The organism is Cellulosimicrobium sp. I38E, from assembly GCF_001647255.1.
In the GTDB taxonomy this organism is placed as follows: Bacteria; Actinomycetota; Actinomycetes; order Actinomycetales; family Cellulomonadaceae; genus Cellulosimicrobium; species Cellulosimicrobium cellulans_E.
On record NZ_LUAZ01000041.1, the window covers coordinates 1 to 16182 of the forward strand.

Here is a 16182-nt window from a genome sequence, read left to right on the forward strand (position 1 = left end):
GGTCGTCGGCGGGCACGGCGGGGGTGGGTTCGGTGCTGCTCACGGTCGTCACGGTAGCCGCTGCGGGGCGAGGGACGCGCCCGGCGCGGGGGCCCGCTCGTCGGCGTGGGGCTCGGACGCCGGGGCGGTGCCGTCACGCCGCGGCGCCGCGAGGCCGAGGACGAGGCCGGCGCCGACGACGAGCGTCCCGACCAGGGAGCGGGCGTCGAGCGCCTCGAACCCGAGGGCGACCGAGGTCGCGAGCGCCGCGACGGGCAGGAGGCCCGCGAACAGGCCGGCCCGCGCGGGGCCGATCGCGGCCAGCCCGGAGTACCAGAGCAGGAACGCCACGGCCGTGACGACGACGGCGAGGTAGGCGAGCGCGGCGAGCTCGGCGGCGTCGGGCACGGCGAGGAACGGCTGCCCGGTGACGCGCTGCCGGACGAGGCCGAGCACGGCGAGCTGGGGGACGGCCAGGACGCACGCGTACGCGGAGACGCGCAGCGCGCCGAGCGTCGGCAGGAGCGGCACGGCGAGCAGCGAGAAGCACACCTCGCACGCGAGCGCCCCGAGCGCGAGCGCGACGCCGACCGGGTCCCCGGAGCCGCCGCCCTCGACGACCACGACGCCGGCCGTCACCACGACCGCCGCCGCGAGCGTCCGGACCGCGACGCGGCGTGCCCGGAGCGCGGCGGCCGCGGCGAGCACGACGGGCGAGGCGCCGACGACCGCCCCGACGAGCGAGGGGTCCGCGCGGCCCGCGCTCTCGACGACGAGGACGCTGAACCCCACGAGACCGGTCGCCGCGAGCGCGGTCAGGCGCAGCAGCGCGCGCGGCGACGGCAGGACCCACGGCACGCGCCGCGCGGCGAGGACGGCGAGCAGGACGAGCGCCGCGACGGCGTAGCGCGCGGCCTGCCCGCCGAGGACCGGGAAGTCGGCGAGGGCGGCGGACGCGACGAACGACGAGCCGACGATCATCATGCCGAGGGCGCACCGGAGGTCGCCGGACCGCGCCGGGTCGGGGCGGTCGGGCGCACGGCCGCCGTCGTCGGACGGGGCGCCGTGGGAGGGGCGGGGGGCGAGGGCCATGCGCCGACCGTAGGGTCGGGTCTGGACCAGGGTGCAGGTCCAGATCGTGCCTGGTTCACTGGGCCAGATGGCGACCCGGATCGAGCCCGACGCGCTGCTGCTCGCCCTCGGGCCGCGACCGGGCCGTGACGTCGGCCGGTGGCTCCACGCCGGTCTGCGCGCGGCCGTGGTGGACGGCCGGCTCGAGGCGGGCGCCGTGCTCCCCTCGAGCCGCGACGCGGCGGCGGCGCTCGGCGTCTCGCGCGGCACCGTGACCACCGCCGTCGACGTGCTCGTCGGCGAGGGGTTGCTCGTGTCCCGGCCCCGCTCGGGGGTGGTCGTCGCGGCGCTGCCCGCGCCGCCGTCGGGCGGTGCGGGTGCGGCGGCGCCCCGCCCGACCGGTGCGGCACCCGGCGTCGAGCCCGGTACCGGGTCTGGCGCCGGGCGTGACCTGGTGCCCGGGGCACGGCCCGTGAGCGTCGGCACGCCCGACCCCGCGCTCTTCCCCCGCGCCGCGTGGGCGCGCGCCGTGCGCGACGGCGTGCGGGGCCTCGCCGACGCGGACCTGGGCTATCCCGACCCGCAGGGGCTGCCGGCGCTGCGCGAGGCGCTCGCGGTCCACCTGCGGCGCGCGCGGGGGGCTCACGTCGCGGCGGACGACGTGGTCGTGGTGAGCGGGGTCGCGCAGGCGCTCTCCCTCCTCGCCCGGCTGCTCGCCACGGGAAGGGTCGCGGGCCCCGGCCCCACGGGGCGGGTGGCGGTGGCCGTCGAGGACCCGTCGTCGCGCGGGGCGCTCGAGCTGCTGCACGACGCCGGCCTGCGGACGGTCGGCGTGCCCGTGGACGCCGACGGCCTGCGCACGGACCTGCTGCCCGACGACGCGCGCGCCGTCCTCGTGACGCCCGCCCACCAGTTCCCGCTCGCGGTCGTCCTCGGGCCCGCGCGACGGCGCGCGCTGCTCGCGTGGGCGGCCGCGGGGGACCGCCTCGTGCTCGAGGACGACTATGACGCCGAGCTGCGGTACGACCGGCAGCCGGTGGCCTCCGTGCAGGCCCTGGACCCCGAGCGCGTGGTGCTGCTCGGCTCGGTGTCCAAGCTGCTCTCGCCCGCGCTGCGGCTCGGCTGGGTCGTGGCGCCGCCGCGCGTCGTCGGGCCGCTGGTGGAGGCGAAGCGGCACGCGGACCTCGGGACCTCGGTGCCCGAGCAGGCGGCGCTCGCGGCGCTGCTGGGATCGGGCGCCTACCAGCGGCACCTGCGCCGGGCCCGGCTCGTGTACCAGCGGCGGCGGCGCCTGCTGCTCGACGCGCTCGCACGCGCCCTGCCGGGGGTGGAGGTGGGCGGGGTCGCCGCCGGGCTGCACCTCGTCGTGCCGCTGCCCGGGGCGGCGGCCGAGCGCGCCGCGGTCGACGGTCTGCACGCGGTCGGGGTGCCGGCCGAGCCCCTCAGCGGGACGGGGGTGGACCGCCGCGAGGCGGGGGTGGTGGTCGGCACCGCACGCGTGCGCGACGGCGGCGTCGGGGTCGTCGCGGACGTGCTGCGGGCTGCGGCCTTGACCCGTGGCCGATAACTGGTACGTTAGTACCAGTTCTGCGCACGACGGCGGGCCCTGCCACCCGGTGCGTCGACCCGAGGGAGTCTCCCCATGGCATGGATCGTCCTCATCCTCTCTGGCATGCTCGAGGCCGGCTGGGCCCTGAGCCTCAAGGCGTCGCACGGCTTCACCAAGCTCTGGCCGAGCGTCGCGTTCGTCGTCATGCTCGTCCTGAGCATGGTCGGCCTGAGCATCGCCCTGAAGTCCTTGCCCGTCGGCGTGGCCTACGGTGTCTGGGTAGGGATCGGTGCCTCGCTCACCGCCGTCCTCGCCGTCGTCCTGTTCGACGAGCCCGTCACGGTCCTCAAGGTGATCTCCCTCGTGCTGATCGTCGCGGGGGTCGTCGGGCTCAACCTCTCCGGGGGAGGGCACTGACACCCATGCCGACCGAGACCGTCGACCCGCGGCCCGCACCGCGCCGCCAGGCGCGCGGGGTAGCGCGCCGTGACGCGATCGTCCGCGCCGCCGCGGACCTCATCCTCCAGGAGGGCCCGGCATCGGTGACCCACCGCGCCGTCGCGTCCCGGGCCGACGTCCCGCTCGCCGCCACGACGTACTACTTCACCGGCCTCGACGACCTCATCGGCGCGGCCGGCGAGGTCGTCGTCGCCGGGTGGGCGGCCCACGCGCGCGGCGCGGCCGAGCGAGCCGCGCGAGGTGGTGACCGCGCGCGCGAGGACGCGCACGTGCTCGTCGACGCGGTCCTGCCGCCCGGGGGCGAGAGCGAGCTGCGCGGCTTCTACGAGCACCTCGTGGGTGCGGGCCGCTATCCCGCGCTCGCCCGGGCCTACGGCGAGGGCCGGCAGGGCCTCGACGACGCCGTCGGGCAGCTCCTCGCGGTGCGCGGCCTCGCGGGCGTTCCGCCCGCGCTGCTCATCGCCGTGGTGGACGGCGCCGCGGTGAGCGCGCTGAGCGAGGGGCGCGACGTGCGCGCGCTCGCCGTGCAGCTCGTCGGCGAGCTCGTGGGCCGCTCGCGCGCGATCTGACGGCCCAGCGCCGGCGACGTGGGACTGGCCGCGGTGGCCTAGCCTGGAACGCGTGCCCGACCCTCTCGAGACCGTCGTCTACCGCACCCCCCTGACCACGCGGTTCCGCGGGCTCGACGCACGCGACGGCGTGCTGCTGCGCGGGGAGGCCGGGTGGGGCGAGTTCTCCCCGTTCTGGGACTACGACGACGCGGAGTCCGCGCCCTGGTGGCGCGCGGCGCACGAGGCCGCGCACCAGGGCTGGCCGGGCGCCGTCCGCGACCGCGTCCCCGTCAACGTCACCGTGCCGGCCGTCGGGCCCGACCGCGCGCGCGAGCTCGTCGCCGCGTCCGGGGGGTGCCGCACCGCGAAGGTCAAGGTCGCGCAGCGCCGGCCCGACGGCGCGCTCGAACCCCTCGACGCCGAGGTCGCGCGCCTCGAGGCCGTGCGCGACGCGCTCGGCCCGGGTGGGCGCGTGCGCGTCGACGCCAACGGGGCGTGGGACGTGGACGAGGCGCTGCGCCGGCTCCCTGCGCTCGACCGCGCGGCGGGCGGGCTCGAGTACGTCGAGCAGCCGTGCGCCGACGTCGCGGGGCTCGCCGCCGTGCGGCGCGGGCAGCGGGGCGACACCGCGGTGCCGGTCGCCGCCGACGAGTCGATCCGCCGGGCCGCGGACCCGCTCGCGGTGGTGCGCGCCGACGCCGCGGACGTCGTGGTGCTCAAGGTGCAGCCGCTCGGCGGCGTGCGCGCGTGCCTCGACCTCGCCGAGCAGGTCGGCCTGCCCGTCGTCGTGTCGTCCGCACTCGAGTCGTCCGTGGGCATCGCCGCGGGCGTCGCGCTCGCGGCCGCGCTCCCCGAGCTGCCCTACGCGTGCGGGCTCGCGACCGTGAACCTCTTCGTCGCCGACGTGGCCGACCCGCCGCTCGTGCCCGTCGACGGCGCGCTGCCCGTCGTCCGCCCCGAGCCCTCCGCCGCGGCGCTCGCGGCCACCGCGCCCGACGACGAGACCGACCGCCGCTGGCGCGAACGGCTCGACCGTGTCTCGGGCCTGGTGCTCGCGGGAGGTGCGCGATGAGCGCGCTCGGGACCCCGCCCGGCCCGGGCGCCGGGACGCCGCCCGGCGGCTCGGACCTCGACGCTCTGCTCGACGGCCTGGACGCGCAGCCGCCCGCGGTGCGCAGCGCGTTCGCGCTCGTGCACCGGCTGCTGCACGAGGGTGTCGCGGACGTCGTCCTCGCGCCAGGGTCGCGCAGCGCGCCGCTCGCCTACGCGCTCGCGGCCGCGTCGGACCTCGGGCACCTCACGCTGCACGTCCGGGTCGACGAGCGCGCGGCCGGCTTCCTCGCCGTCGGCCTCTCGCGCGGCGCGGGGCCGGTCGTGCACGGCGGCGTCGCGCTGCCCCGGCCCGTCGCGGTCGTCACGACGTCCGGGACGGCCGTCGCGAACCTCCACCCCGCGGTGCTCGAGGCGCACCACGCGGGCGTCCCGCTCGTGCTCCTCACCGCCGACCGACCGCACGAGCTGCGCGGCACGGGCGCGAACCAGACGACGCACCAGGCCGGGATCTTCGGCGCGGCGGTGCGGTTCGCCGCGGACGTCCCCGCTCCCGACGGCCGCCCGGGCGAGGTGCGCGACCTCCTCGCCGTCGCGACGCGTGCGCTCGCCGAGGCGGTCGGCGCGCGCTCGGGGCACCCCGGCCCGGTCCACCTCGACCTCGCGTACCGCGAACCCCTCGTCCCCGGTGTCGCGGCCGGCATCGACGCGCTCGCCACGCCGGGTCCCGACCCGCGCGGTGTCCGCTCGGCCGTCGTGCTGCCCTCCGCGGTGCCGCCCGTGCCGTCGGGCTCCGAGCCGCACGACGGCACCGCGCTCCTCGGCGCTCCGGTCGCGGCTGTCGCGGTGCCCGCCCCCGGCGCGCGGACCGTCGTCGTCGCGGGCGACGGGGCGGGCCGCGTCGCGCGCGACCTCGCCGAGGCGCGCGGCTGGCCCCTGCTCGCGGAGCCGTCGTCGGGGGCGGCCGGCGGCCCGAACTTGGTCGTCGCGCACGCGCTCGTGCTCGGGGTGGACGAGCTCGTGGACGGCGTGGAGCACGTCGTCGTGCTCGGCCGGCCGACGCTCTCTCGGCCCGTGCAGCGCCTGCTCGGGCGTCCCGACGTCGAGGTGAGCGTCGTCGCGCCGGGCGCCGGCCCGTGGCCCGACGCCGCGCGCAACGCGTCGACGGTCCTGACGGCGGTACCCGAGCGGTGGCTCGACCCGCGCCCGGGCGTCCCGGACCCGTCAGGGCCCGCGCCCGGGCCGACCTCGGGCCACGCGACCGACCGGGGGTGGCTCGCGCGCTGGCGCGCGGCGTCCGCAGCGGCCGTGGAGGTCGTCGCCGGGGCGACCGACGGGACGCTGACCGACGGCCCGAGCGTCGTGCGCGCCGTCGTCGGATCGTGCGGGCCGGACGACCTGCTGGTGGTGGGCTCCTCCAACCCCGTGCGCGACCTGGCCCTCGTGCTCGGCCTCGACGCCGACGCGCCGCGCGTCCTCGCGAACCGCGGCCTCGCCGGGATCGACGGCACCGTGTCCACCGCGCTCGGCGCGGCGGTGGCCACCGCCCGCCCGCACCGGCGCACGCGCGCGCTGCTCGGCGACCTCACGTTCCTCCACGACGCGGGCGGCCTGCTGCGCGGTCCGCACGAGCCGCACGTCGACCTCCAGCTCGTCGTCGTGAACGACGACGGCGGCTCGATCTTCGCCGGTCTCGAGCCGGGCGGGCTCGGGGAGACGTCCGAGGCGGCGGGGCGCACGTTCGAGCGGGTCTTCGCGACCCCGCACGGGGCGAACCTCGCCCAGCTCTGCGCCGGGTACGGCGTGGACCACCAGCTCGTGCAGGACGTCCCCTCGCTGCGGCACGCGCTCGCGGCCCCGAGCCACGGCGTCCAGGTGCTGGAGGTGCGCGTTCCCCGGGCCGGGCGGCGGCAGGCCGGCCTGCGCCTGGGGGAGCGGGTGCGTGACGCCGTCCGCGCGACGCTCGTGGCGGACCGCTGACGACGCGTCAAAACTCGCAGCGAACTCCCAGGCTCGTTCAAGCCTCGTTCAAGCGCGGCGGTGTGAAGTAGTGGGCAGAACCGAGGAGGCCCACCATGACGAACACCCCGGGCACGGAGCCCACCCCCACCACGCCGGCCCCCGACGCGCCCGCGTCGACGCCGGCCGCCGCTCCCGCCGCGACGACGCCCGCAGCCGCGACGACGCCCGCGGCCGCCGAGCGTGCCGCGTCGGTCGCTGCCGAGACGCCTGCCGGGACGCCCACGCAGCCGCTGGCCCCCGTCGCCGCGACCCAGCCGCTCCCGCCGACCACGGCGCACCCGACGACGCACCCGACGCAGCCGCTCGGCGCGCCGCAGCACGTGCAGCACCTCTCGACGCCGCAGCCCGCCCCCACGGCGCACACTGCGGCGATGCCGATGCCCAACCCGTACGCACGCCCCGCGCAGGCCGGGCCGCACGCGCCGTCCGGCAGCTTCGGGCCGCCGCCCGCGCCGCCGGTCCCGACCGAGCAGGGCGCGGCGGACAGCCCGAAGCGCCGGCGCACGTGGGTGCCGGTCGTGAGCGCGGCCGCCGCGGCCGCGGTCCTCGCGAGCGTCGGCACGGCCGGCCTCACCGGTGCGTTCGGCGCCGACCAGGACTCGGCGTCGCTCGCGGACGTCGGCCAGCACCAGGAGAACACGGCCGCGCCCGTCTCCGACTCGTCGTCGCAGAACCCCGACTGGGAGGCCGTGACGAAGGCCGTCGCTCCCTCGGTCGTCGCGATCCAGGTGCAGACCTCGCAGGGCGGCGCCGAGGGGTCGGGCGTCATCATCGACGACCAGGGCCACGTCGTGACCAACAACCACGTCGTGTCCGGCGCGGAGAACGACACCGTCCAGGTGACGCTCAGCGACGGGCGCCTCTTCGAGGCGAAGATCGTCGGGCTCGACCCGGCGACCGACCTCGCCGTCGTGCAGCTCGTCGACGCGCCGGACGACCTCCAGCCCGCGACGCTCGGCGACTCCGACGACGTGAGCGTCGGCGAGTCCGTCCTCGCGGTCGGCAACCCGCTCGGCCTCGCGAACACGGCGACCACCGGCATCGTGTCGGCCGTCGACCGCCCGGTGTCCGCGTCCGGCGAGGACGGCGGCACGTCCGTCGTGACCAACGCGATCCAGATCGACGCCGCGATCAACCCCGGCAACTCGGGTGGTCCGCTGTTCGACGCGCAGGGTCGTGTCATCGGCATCACGTCGTCGATCGCGACGCTCTCGGGCGGCGGCACCCAGTCCGGCTCGATCGGGCTCGGGTTCGCCATCCCGGTGAACCTCGCGAAGTCGATCGGGCAGCAGCTCATCGAGAACGGCACCGCCGAGCACGCGTTCCTCGGGGTGACGCTCGCCGACGCGACCGCGACCGCGGACGGCGTCACGCGCCGGGGCGCCGAGGTCCAGGAGGTGACCGACGGGTCGCCGGCCGCCGAGGCCGGCATCCGGTCCGGTGACGTGATCGTCGAGATCGACGGCCACGCCGTCGGGGGCGCCGAGTCGCTCACCGCGTTCGTCCGCGAGCGCGCGGCGGGCGCGAAGTCCACGCTGACCGTCGTGCGCGACGGGAAGACGACCGAGCTCGACGTGACGCTCGCGACGCGCCCCGCGGACGACGAGACCACGGGCCAGGGGTCCCAGGACGGCCAGGGCCAGCTCCCCGGCCAGGACGGCCAGGGTCAGCTCCCCGGCCAGGGTGACCAGGGTGGCGAGCAGGGCGGCGACCAGGATCAGCAGACCGACCCGACCGACCCGGGCAACGTGCCGAACCCGTTCGACTGGTTCTTCGGCGGCCAGGGCTGACCCTGACGGGCGCCCCCGCGAGGGGCACCCACGATCTGCGGGGGGCGGGTCGTCGTGCCGGCACGCGCGACCCGCACCCCGCGCCACGTCCCGCCGCGACCTCTGACCGCGGCGGGCGGGTGGCCGGACCGCGGACGTCCCCCTGCGGTCGGGGCACCGCACCGAGCGGCCGGCACGGATCCCGTGCCGGCCGCTCGTCGTCGGTGGCGACCGCTCAGTCGGTGGCCGCGGCGCTCGGCGCCCACGGCGCCTCGCCGCCCGACGAGGCGGGCGAGGCCGCCGCCTCCACGCGCTTGGTGAAGAAGCCGGCGGTCTCGGCGTAGCCGCCGGAGACGTAGAACTCCTTGGAGAGACCGGAGGCGAGGCCGACGCGGCGCGCGCCCACCTCGGCCGCCCACTCCTCGGCGCTCTCGAGGAGGAGGCGGCCGATGCCCTGGCGTCGGAGCGACGGGAGGACGGCGACCTCCTCGACCCGGCAGACGACGCCGCTGGACGCGAAGGTCAGGTGCCGGTTCGCGAGCAGATACCCCACGACGCCACGGTCGGGCAGCTCCGCCACCGCGAAGTACGTGTCGAGCGCGGCGAGCAGGGGCCCGAAGGACCGTTCGAACGCCTCGCGCTCGGGGTCGTGGCGGGGCAGCTCGAGGACGAGCGGCCACACGTCGTCACGGTCCGCGACGACGGCCCGGCGGACGAGCACGCCGGACGGGACGCTGGGGCGGGAGACGGAGATCTGGGAGGATTCGGACACCTCCCGAACCTAGCAGCGCGGCCGCGCCCCGGTCGGGGCGTCCCGGGTGGCGGTCGGGAGTCGGCGTGGGTGACGTTCGGCACCCCGGCGCTCGGCCGGTGCGCCGTCAGGACCCGCCGAGGGCGTAGCGCATCGGCTCGAGCTTCGCCTCCGACTCGGCGACCTCCGCCGTCGGGTCGGACGCGGCGACGATCCCGCACCCCGCGAACAGCCGCACCGACCGGGGGTCGGCGGCCGAGAGCTCGGCCGAGCGCAGCGCGATGCCCCACTCGCCGTCGCCGTCCGCGCCGAGCCACCCGACCGGCCCGGCGTACCGGCCGCGGTCCATGCCCTCGATCTCGCGGATCAGCTCGCGCGCGACGCTCGTCGGCGTGCCGCACACGGCCGCCGACGGGTGCAGGGCCGCGGCGAGCGCGAGGCTCGTCGGCCCCGCCGCCCCGCCCGACGAGCCCGGGGAGACGGCACCGCGCGCGAGGACCGCGGTCACGTCCGACGCGAGGTGCATGACGTTCGGCAGGTGCAGCACGAACGGCGCGTCGGGCACGTTCATCGACGAGCAGAACGGGGCGAGCGCCTGCGCGACGGACCGCACGGCGTACTCGTGCTCCTCGAGGTCCTTCGACGACCGGGCGAGCTGGGCGGCCCGGAGGAGCGCCTCGTCGTCGGACAGCCCGCCGCGGCGGATCGTCCCCGCGAGCACGCGCGACGTGACGAGCCCCTTCTCGCTGCGGACCAGGAGCTCGGGCGTCGCACCCACGAGGCCGTCGACGGAGAACGTCCAGCACGCCTCGTACGCCGAGGCGAGCCGGGAGAGCAGCCAGCGCGGGTCCACGGGCTCGGCGGTGTGCGCGACGACGTCGCGCGCCAGGACCACCTTCTCGAGCGCGCCCGAGCGGATGCGCTCGACCCCCTCCGCCACGACGGCCGCCCAGTCGTCGGCCCGCAGCGCGCCGTCGTGCCACGCCACCTCGCCGGGCGACGTGACGGGCGCGCGGGGCGTACGGCGCAGCGCGTCGGTCGGGGAGGACGAGAGCGAGCCCGCGGTGTCGACGGTCGTGAGCCACGACTGCCCGTCGCGCCGGCCGACGACGACGCGCGGCACGACGAGCACGCCGCCCGCGCGGACCGGGTCGTGGGCGTCGTCGCCGGGGGCGGAGTCGTCGAACGCGAACGAGCCGAACGCGACCGGTCCCGTCCCGGGCAGCCCCACCTCGTCCCGCACGACGGCGCGCGCGAGCGTCTCGTGCCACGCGGCCTCCGCGTCGGCGAACCGGCCGGGGCCCCACGTCTCGAGGCGCAGCGCCTCGCCCCAGCCCACGATCCCGTCGCCGCGGCGCACCCAGGCGAGGGGCCGCGCGTCGGGCAGGAGGTCGACGAGGGCGTCCAGACCGCCGGGCAGGTCGGGGATCCGGGTGGTCCTCACGACCAGAGGGTGGGGCTGTGCGGCCGTGGCCGACGGTTCTGCAGTCATCGCCTCCCAGCGTAAGCCGCGCACGCGGGTGCGCCCTGCGGTGCGGGGACGTGGAAGCATGGGCGGCATGCCCCGTGCCAACCTGGACAAGAAGCCCTCCGAGGTCGCGTCGATGTTCGACGGGATCGCCTCGCGCTACGACCTGACGAACGACCTCCTGTCGCTCGGCCAGGACCGTGCCTGGCGCCGGGCGACGGTCCGTGCGGTCGGCGCGCTGCCGGGGGAGAAGGTCCTCGACCTCGCGGCCGGGACCGGGACGTCCTCCGAGCCGTTCGCCGACGACGGGGTGCGCGTCGTGCCGTGCGACTTCTCGTTCGGCATGCTCCAGGTCGGCAAGGAGCGCCGGCCCGACCTGCCGTTCGTCGCCGGTGACGCGACGCGCCTGCCGTTCGCGGACGGCACGTTCGACGCCGTGACGATCTCGTTCGGGCTGCGCAACGTCGTCGACACCGAGGGCGCGCTGCGCGAGATGCTGCGCGTCGTCCGCCCGGGCGGACGGGTCGTGATCTGTGAGTTCTCGACCCCGACGTGGGCCCCGTTCCGCGTCGTCTACCAGGAGTACCTCGTGCAGGCGCTGCCGCGCATCGCCGCCGCGGTGACGCGCGAGGGCGGCTCGTACGAGTACCTCGCGGAGTCCATCGCGGCCTGGCCCGACCAGGTCGGGCTCGGCCGGCTCCTGCTCCGCGCGGGCTGGGAGAAGGTCGCTTACCGCAACCTCTCCGGCGGGATCGTCGCGCTCCACCGGGGCACGCGACCCGCCTGACGCCGTCGCCGTCGTCTCAGCGGCCGACGCCGAATTCACCCGGCCCGCCCGACGGCTGGGCAGGACGGTCCGCCGTGCCCGACCTACCGTCGAGGGACGAGCGCGGCCAACGGGGGCCCGCGCGCGGCACGACGGGGGCACGACATGGAACGCCTGACCAAGGGAGCGCTGGCGATCGGGGCGGGGGCGCTCCTCCTCCTCGGAGGGGCCGGGACCTACGCGCTGTGGTCCGACTCGCAGGCCGTCGCCGAGGCGGGGGACATCAGCTCCGGCGACCTGGACCTCGCGCTGGGCACCGCGGCCTGGACGCTCAACGGGACGACGGTCGCGGACGTGACGGCGGTCCGGATCGTCCCGGGCGACGTGCTGGCGCTGAGCCAGCCGATCACCGTGACCGCGATCGGCGACTCGCTCCAGTCGACCCTCGCGGTCTCGGGCACGGACACGCTCACGGGCGACCCGGCGCTCGTCGACGCGCTCGACGTGGCGTTCGTGCTCGACGGCCCGCCGGCGTGGGCCACCGCCAATGGTGACGGGACGTACGAGGTCGCGCCGTCGACGGCCGCGTACCCGGCGGTCGACGCCGACGTCACGCTGACGTTCGACGCGGCCACGCCCGACCAGGTCGCGACGAGCTCCGTGGTGAACCTCTCGAGCCTGACGTTCACGCTCGAGCAGCACCTCTGACAGGCCCGCGGTGGGCATCGTCCGCTCCCGCCGCGCACGGTCGCCCGGTCCGGCCCCGGACCAGGGTGCGGGCCGCGTCCTGGGCGGCCACCGGACCGTCGCGCGTGCCGCCGTCGTGCTCGCGCTCGCCGCGCTCCCGCTCTCGGCGGGCGCGGCGTGGGCGACCTGGTCGGCGTCGCAGACGGTCAGCGGCGCCGAGGTGCGGTCGGGCTCGTTCGGCGTCGAGACGTCGTGGCAGACGTTCCCCGACCTCGCGGGCATGTCCCCCGGCCAGTCGCGCGACGGCGTGATCGCCGTCCACCACACGGGCGACGGGACGTGGCGCTACCGGCTCGCGGTCGCGTACGACGGCGTCGTGCGGCCGACCGTCGCGTTCTACCCAGGGACGACCTGCACGGGGACGGCCCTGGCCGCCGGGACGCTCAGCCCGCAGACCTACGCGCGGGGCGCGACGACGCAGGTGTGCGTCCGCTACACGCTGCCCGCGGGGAGCCCGGGCTCCTGGCAGGGCCAGAGCGCCCAGGTCGCCGTGACGGTCACGCTCGAGAGCAGGCCGTCGTGACGCGCGGCGCCCGGCTCCGGGTCGTCGCGGCGCTGGCCGTCGCGCTCGCGCTCGTGGGCGGGCCGGCGGTGGCGTGGTGGACCGCGAGCGGATCGCTGTGGACGACGGTGTCGGCGGCGACGGTCCCCGCACCGACCGGGACGACGTGCACGACGACGGGAACCAACCTCGCGCGGAGCGCGACCGTGCGGTGGACGGCGCCCGCCCCTGCCCCGGCGCGCTATCGCGTCACGATCGCGGGAGGCGGTCAGTCGACGACCACCGAGACCACGGCGACGCAGCTCGTCATCACCGAGTCGCTGCTCGGCGGGCTCCTGCAGTCGATCCTCGACCTGCTGCTGGGCGGTACGACCCTGCAGGTCAGCGTCCAGTCCGTGCACTCCTCGGGGTGGGTCTCGGTGCCGGGCAACGCGGTGCCGGTACGCGGTGCGCTCGTCGCGGGCACCGGTCTGTCGGGGGTCTCCTGTGGCTGAGCGGGGCGGTCGGCACCGCGAGCGCGGAGCGAGAGAGCGGGGGCCGCTCGCCCGGGCGCTCGGCGTGCTCGCGCTCGGGTGCGCCGTCGCGCTCGCGCTCGTCGGGGTCGTCGTGCCGCTCGCCCTGGGGGCGACGCCGTACACGGTGCTCACCGGGTCGATGCGGCCGACCTACCCTCCCGGGACGATGGTCGTCGTGCGGCCGGTCGACGTCGAGCGCGTCGCGCCGGGCGACGTGGTCACGTACCAGCTCGCCTCGGGCCGGCCCGAGGTCGTCACCCACCGGGTCGTCGCCGTCGGGGTCGGGGCCGACGACGAGCGGGTCCTCACGACGCAGGGCGACGCCAACGCCGCGCCCGACCCGGAGCCCGTCCGCCCCGTGCAGGTCCGCGGCACGGTCGTCTACGCGGTCCCGCTGCTCGGGTGGGTGAGCTCCGCGGTGTCGGGCGACGCGCGCCGCACCGTCGCCGTCGTCGCGGCGGCCGCGCTCCTGGGGTGGGGCGCCTGGCAGGTCGCGGCGGGACTGCGCGAGCGCTCCCGGCGCCGGAGGCCCACGGCGGTGACCCCGTGAGCAGGGGGCCGGGGCCGGGACGAAGGGCACGACGCGCGCTCGCCGGGGTGCTGCTCGCGGTCGTGCTCGCCGGGCCGGGACAGGTGGCCGTCGGGGCGACGGCCGGCGCGTCGACACGTGCGTCGACGGGCACCTCGACGGGTCCGGCGACGGGGGACGAGGACGCCCTCCGGCTGAGCGTCGACGGCACCACGTGGGCACCCGGGCTCCCGGCGTCCCTCTTCGGGTCGGACGCGCTCGTCGTGCCGGGGACGACCGTCACGCGCCACCTGTGGGTCCGTAACGACGGCCCGACGGCGGCGCGCGCCCTCGTCGGCCTCGCGCCCGACGTCGACCCGACGGCTCCGCGGACGGGGCTCGGCGCGTGGCTCGACATCCGGCTGGACGGCGCCGCACCGGTCACCGCGACCTGGGAGGGGCCTGTCCTCGACCCGGGCGAGGCGGGCCGGGTCGAGGTGAGCGTCGCGATGTCGGCGGACGCGCCGTCGTCCACGCGCCGCGCGGTCTCCGGGGTGCTGGAGACGGTGCACCTCGTGGGCGTCACGGACCCCGCCCCGCCTCCCGCAGCGGGGGAGGAGCCCCCGTCGACCGGTCCCGGGCTGGCGCGCACCGGGGTCGACGGGTGGTGGCTCGCGACCGCCGCGGCACTCGCGGCCGCGGCCGGTGTGGTGCTCGCTCGGCTCGGACGAACGCGGGCGGCGTCGTCCGGAGGTCGCTGACCTGCGGCGACGCGAGCCGGCAGCTCGCCGCGCGACCCGGGGCAGCGCGGGGAGGCTAGGCCATCGCCGCTCCGGCCCCCTTGCCCGGCGGTCCCGAGCCACAGGGTCGGGAGTCGTCGCAGGGGAGGACCTTCGTCACAGGATCTCCCAGGGAAGGGTCGCCTTGCTACACATCCCGCGCCGGGAGTGACTAGAGTGGCGATGTCCATTGTGACCGACTTCACAAGGACAGTGGGTGCGCCGTGTCCCGACCCGGGTGACGGTGGACCACCACGAGGTGTCCCGACGACCGGACGGTGAGGTGAGCACGGTGGGCGCGAGGCTCGACGACGCCGACGTCATCGTCGTGGGCGCGGGTCCGGCCGGCTCCGCGGCGGCCCACTACTGCGCCGCCGCCGGGCTGAGCGTCCTGCTGCTGGAGAAGTCGTCGTTCCCGCGCGACAAGATCTGCGGCGACGGCCTGACGCCGCGCGCGGTCGCCGAGCTCGTGCGCATGGGCGTGCCGACGCGCGCCGAGGACGGCTGGATCCGGAACCAGGGCCTGCGCGTCGTCGCGAGCGGCCGCTCGTGGGAGCTCGCGTGGCCCGACCTCGCGTCGTACCCGAGCTACGGCATGGCCCGTGCCCGCCACTCGTTCGACCGCACGCTCGCCGAGCACGCCCAGCGCACGGGGGCCAAGCTCCTCGAGCGCACCGCGGTCACGGGCCCCGTGCTCGACGAGCGCACCGGGCGCGTCGTCGGCGTCACCGCCCGGCCCGTGGACGACAAGGGTCGGCGCGCGGGCGACGAGGTCACCTACCGCGCGCCCGTCGTCGTCGCGGCCGACGGCGTCTCGTCGCGCTTCGCGCTCGCGCTCGGCCTCGCGCGGCGCGAGGACCGCCCGATCGGCGTCGCCGTCCGCACGTACTTCCGCACCCCGCGCCACGACGACCCGTGGATGGAGTCCCACCTCGAGCTGTGGGACGGCAAGCCGCGCGAGTCCAACCTGCTGCCCGGCTACGGCTGGATCTTCTCGCTCGGGGACGGCACGGCGAACGTCGGGCTCGGCTCGGTGAGCTCGACGCCGGCGCGCCAGTCCGCCGCGAACGTCGACTACAAGGACCTCTTCGCCACGTGGATGCGCAACGCGCCCGCGGAGTGGGAGTTCACCGAGGAGAACCAGCTCGCCCCCGTGCGCGGCGCGGCGCTCCCCATGGGCTTCAACCGGTCCCCGCTCTACACGCGCGGCGTGCTGCTCGTGGGCGACTCGGGCGGCATGGTCAGCCCGTTCAACGGCGAGGGCATCGCCTACGCGATGCAGGCCGGGCGGGCGACGGCCGACGTCGTCGCCCAGTCGCGCGTGCGGCTCACCGACGGCGGCCGCGAGCGCGCGCTCCAGACGTACCCGCGGATCATGCGCCGCGAGCTCGGTGGCTACTACACGCTCGGCCGGTACTTCGTGAAGCTCATCGAGCACCCCGAGATCATGCGGATCTGCACGCGCTACGGGCTCCCGCGCCCGGTCGTCATGCGGTTCGTCCTCAAGCTCCTGTCCGACTGCTACGAGCCCCGCGGCGGCGACTGGGTCGACCGCGTCATCGCGGGGCTGACGAGGGTGGTGCCCTCGTCATGAGCCCCCGAGGTGGGCCCGCAACGACGCGGGCACTCGCACCACCCACAGGTCTTCCCGGGCACCGCTCGGGCGTTCCCGTCCCGAGCCCCCACTCGAGGAGTA

Annotated in this window: 16 protein-coding genes; 13 read left to right on the forward strand and 3 right to left on the reverse strand. The window is 77.2% G+C overall.

All coding sequences use genetic code 11. The features are described from left to right. Positions 1-48: 48 nt before the first annotated feature. Positions 49-1071 (reverse strand): DMT family transporter, encoded by a 1023-nt coding sequence (locus A0J59_RS14060; RefSeq protein WP_064316528.1) that lies wholly within the window; start codon positions 1069-1071, stop codon positions 49-51. A 46-nt stretch (positions 1072-1117) separates the two neighbouring features. Here A0J59_RS14060 and A0J59_RS14065 point away from each other — a divergent pair, with 46 nt between their 5' ends. From A0J59_RS14065 to A0J59_RS14090, 6 genes are all read left to right on the forward strand, one after another. Beyond that, a complete protein-coding gene (locus A0J59_RS14065; RefSeq protein WP_220084487.1) occupies positions 1118-2617 on the forward strand; it encodes a PLP-dependent aminotransferase family protein in 1500 nt (499 codons plus the stop codon). 75 nt (positions 2618-2692) lie between these two features. Further along, positions 2693-3016 carry a multidrug efflux SMR transporter gene (locus A0J59_RS14070; protein WP_053369580.1) on the forward strand — a complete coding sequence of 108 codons (324 nt, stop codon included), beginning with the start codon at positions 2693-2695 and terminating at the stop codon, positions 3014-3016. 5 nt (positions 3017-3021) lie between these two features. Next, positions 3022-3627 carry a TetR/AcrR family transcriptional regulator gene (locus A0J59_RS14075; RefSeq protein WP_064316529.1) on the forward strand — a complete coding sequence of 202 codons (606 nt, stop codon included), beginning with the start codon at positions 3022-3024 and terminating at the stop codon, positions 3625-3627. A gap of 52 nt (positions 3628-3679) precedes the next feature. Beyond that, a complete protein-coding gene (locus tag A0J59_RS14080) occupies positions 3680-4681 on the forward strand; it encodes an o-succinylbenzoate synthase (RefSeq protein WP_053369582.1) in 1002 nt (333 codons plus the stop codon). Then, positions 4678-6639, forward strand: a complete 1962-nt coding sequence (menD, locus tag A0J59_RS14085; protein WP_082919049.1) for a 2-succinyl-5-enolpyruvyl-6-hydroxy-3-cyclohexene-1-carboxylic-acid synthase — start codon at positions 4678-4680, stop codon at positions 6637-6639. The genes A0J59_RS14080 and menD overlap by 4 nt, the downstream gene beginning before the upstream one ends. A gap of 95 nt (positions 6640-6734) precedes the next feature. After that, on the forward strand, positions 6735-8471 hold the full coding sequence (locus tag A0J59_RS14090) for a S1C family serine protease (protein ID WP_064316530.1): 1737 nt from the start codon (positions 6735-6737) through the stop codon (positions 8469-8471). A gap of 214 nt (positions 8472-8685) precedes the next feature. Here A0J59_RS14090 and A0J59_RS14095 read toward each other — a convergent pair whose 3' ends face one another. Further along, positions 8686-9222 (reverse strand): GNAT family N-acetyltransferase, encoded by a 537-nt coding sequence (locus A0J59_RS14095; protein WP_082379557.1) that lies wholly within the window; start codon positions 9220-9222, stop codon positions 8686-8688. A gap of 106 nt (positions 9223-9328) precedes the next feature. Further along, positions 9329-10693, reverse strand: coding sequence for an isochorismate synthase MenF (locus tag A0J59_RS14100; protein WP_053369584.1), 1365 nt, complete (start codon positions 10691-10693; stop codon positions 9329-9331). A 67-nt stretch (positions 10694-10760) separates the two neighbouring features. Between A0J59_RS14100 and A0J59_RS14105 the strand changes: the two genes are divergently transcribed. The 7 genes from A0J59_RS14105 (at position 10761) to A0J59_RS14135 (ending at position 16080) form a co-directional block, all read left to right on the forward strand. Further along, positions 10761-11456 carry a demethylmenaquinone methyltransferase gene (locus A0J59_RS14105; RefSeq protein ID WP_047234420.1) on the forward strand — a complete coding sequence of 232 codons (696 nt, stop codon included), beginning with the start codon at positions 10761-10763 and terminating at the stop codon, positions 11454-11456. Between the two features lie 144 nt (positions 11457-11600). Then, positions 11601-12143 carry an alternate-type signal peptide domain-containing protein gene (locus A0J59_RS14110; protein ID WP_064316531.1) on the forward strand — a complete coding sequence of 181 codons (543 nt, stop codon included), beginning with the start codon at positions 11601-11603 and terminating at the stop codon, positions 12141-12143. Between the two features lie 10 nt (positions 12144-12153). Next, the gene (locus A0J59_RS14115) at positions 12154-12705 is read left to right on the forward strand and encodes a hypothetical protein (protein WP_064316532.1); all 552 of its coding nucleotides are present in this window, start codon (positions 12154-12156) and stop codon (positions 12703-12705) included. Further along, entirely contained in the window at positions 12702-13178 is a 477-nt protein-coding gene (locus A0J59_RS14120) for a hypothetical protein (protein WP_064316533.1), read from the forward strand. Before A0J59_RS14115 ends, A0J59_RS14120 begins: the two co-directional genes overlap by 4 nt. Further along, positions 13171-13749 (forward strand): signal peptidase I, encoded by a 579-nt coding sequence (locus A0J59_RS14125; protein ID WP_064316534.1) that lies wholly within the window; start codon positions 13171-13173, stop codon positions 13747-13749. The genes A0J59_RS14120 and A0J59_RS14125 overlap by 8 nt, the downstream gene beginning before the upstream one ends. Continuing rightward, a complete protein-coding gene (locus A0J59_RS14130; RefSeq protein WP_156533055.1) occupies positions 13746-14468 on the forward strand; it encodes a hypothetical protein in 723 nt (240 codons plus the stop codon). Before A0J59_RS14125 ends, A0J59_RS14130 begins: the two co-directional genes overlap by 4 nt. Before the next feature lie 310 nt (positions 14469-14778). Then, a complete protein-coding gene (locus A0J59_RS14135) occupies positions 14779-16080 on the forward strand; it encodes a geranylgeranyl reductase family protein (protein WP_255365229.1) in 1302 nt (433 codons plus the stop codon). Positions 16081-16182: the final 102 nt, after the last annotated feature.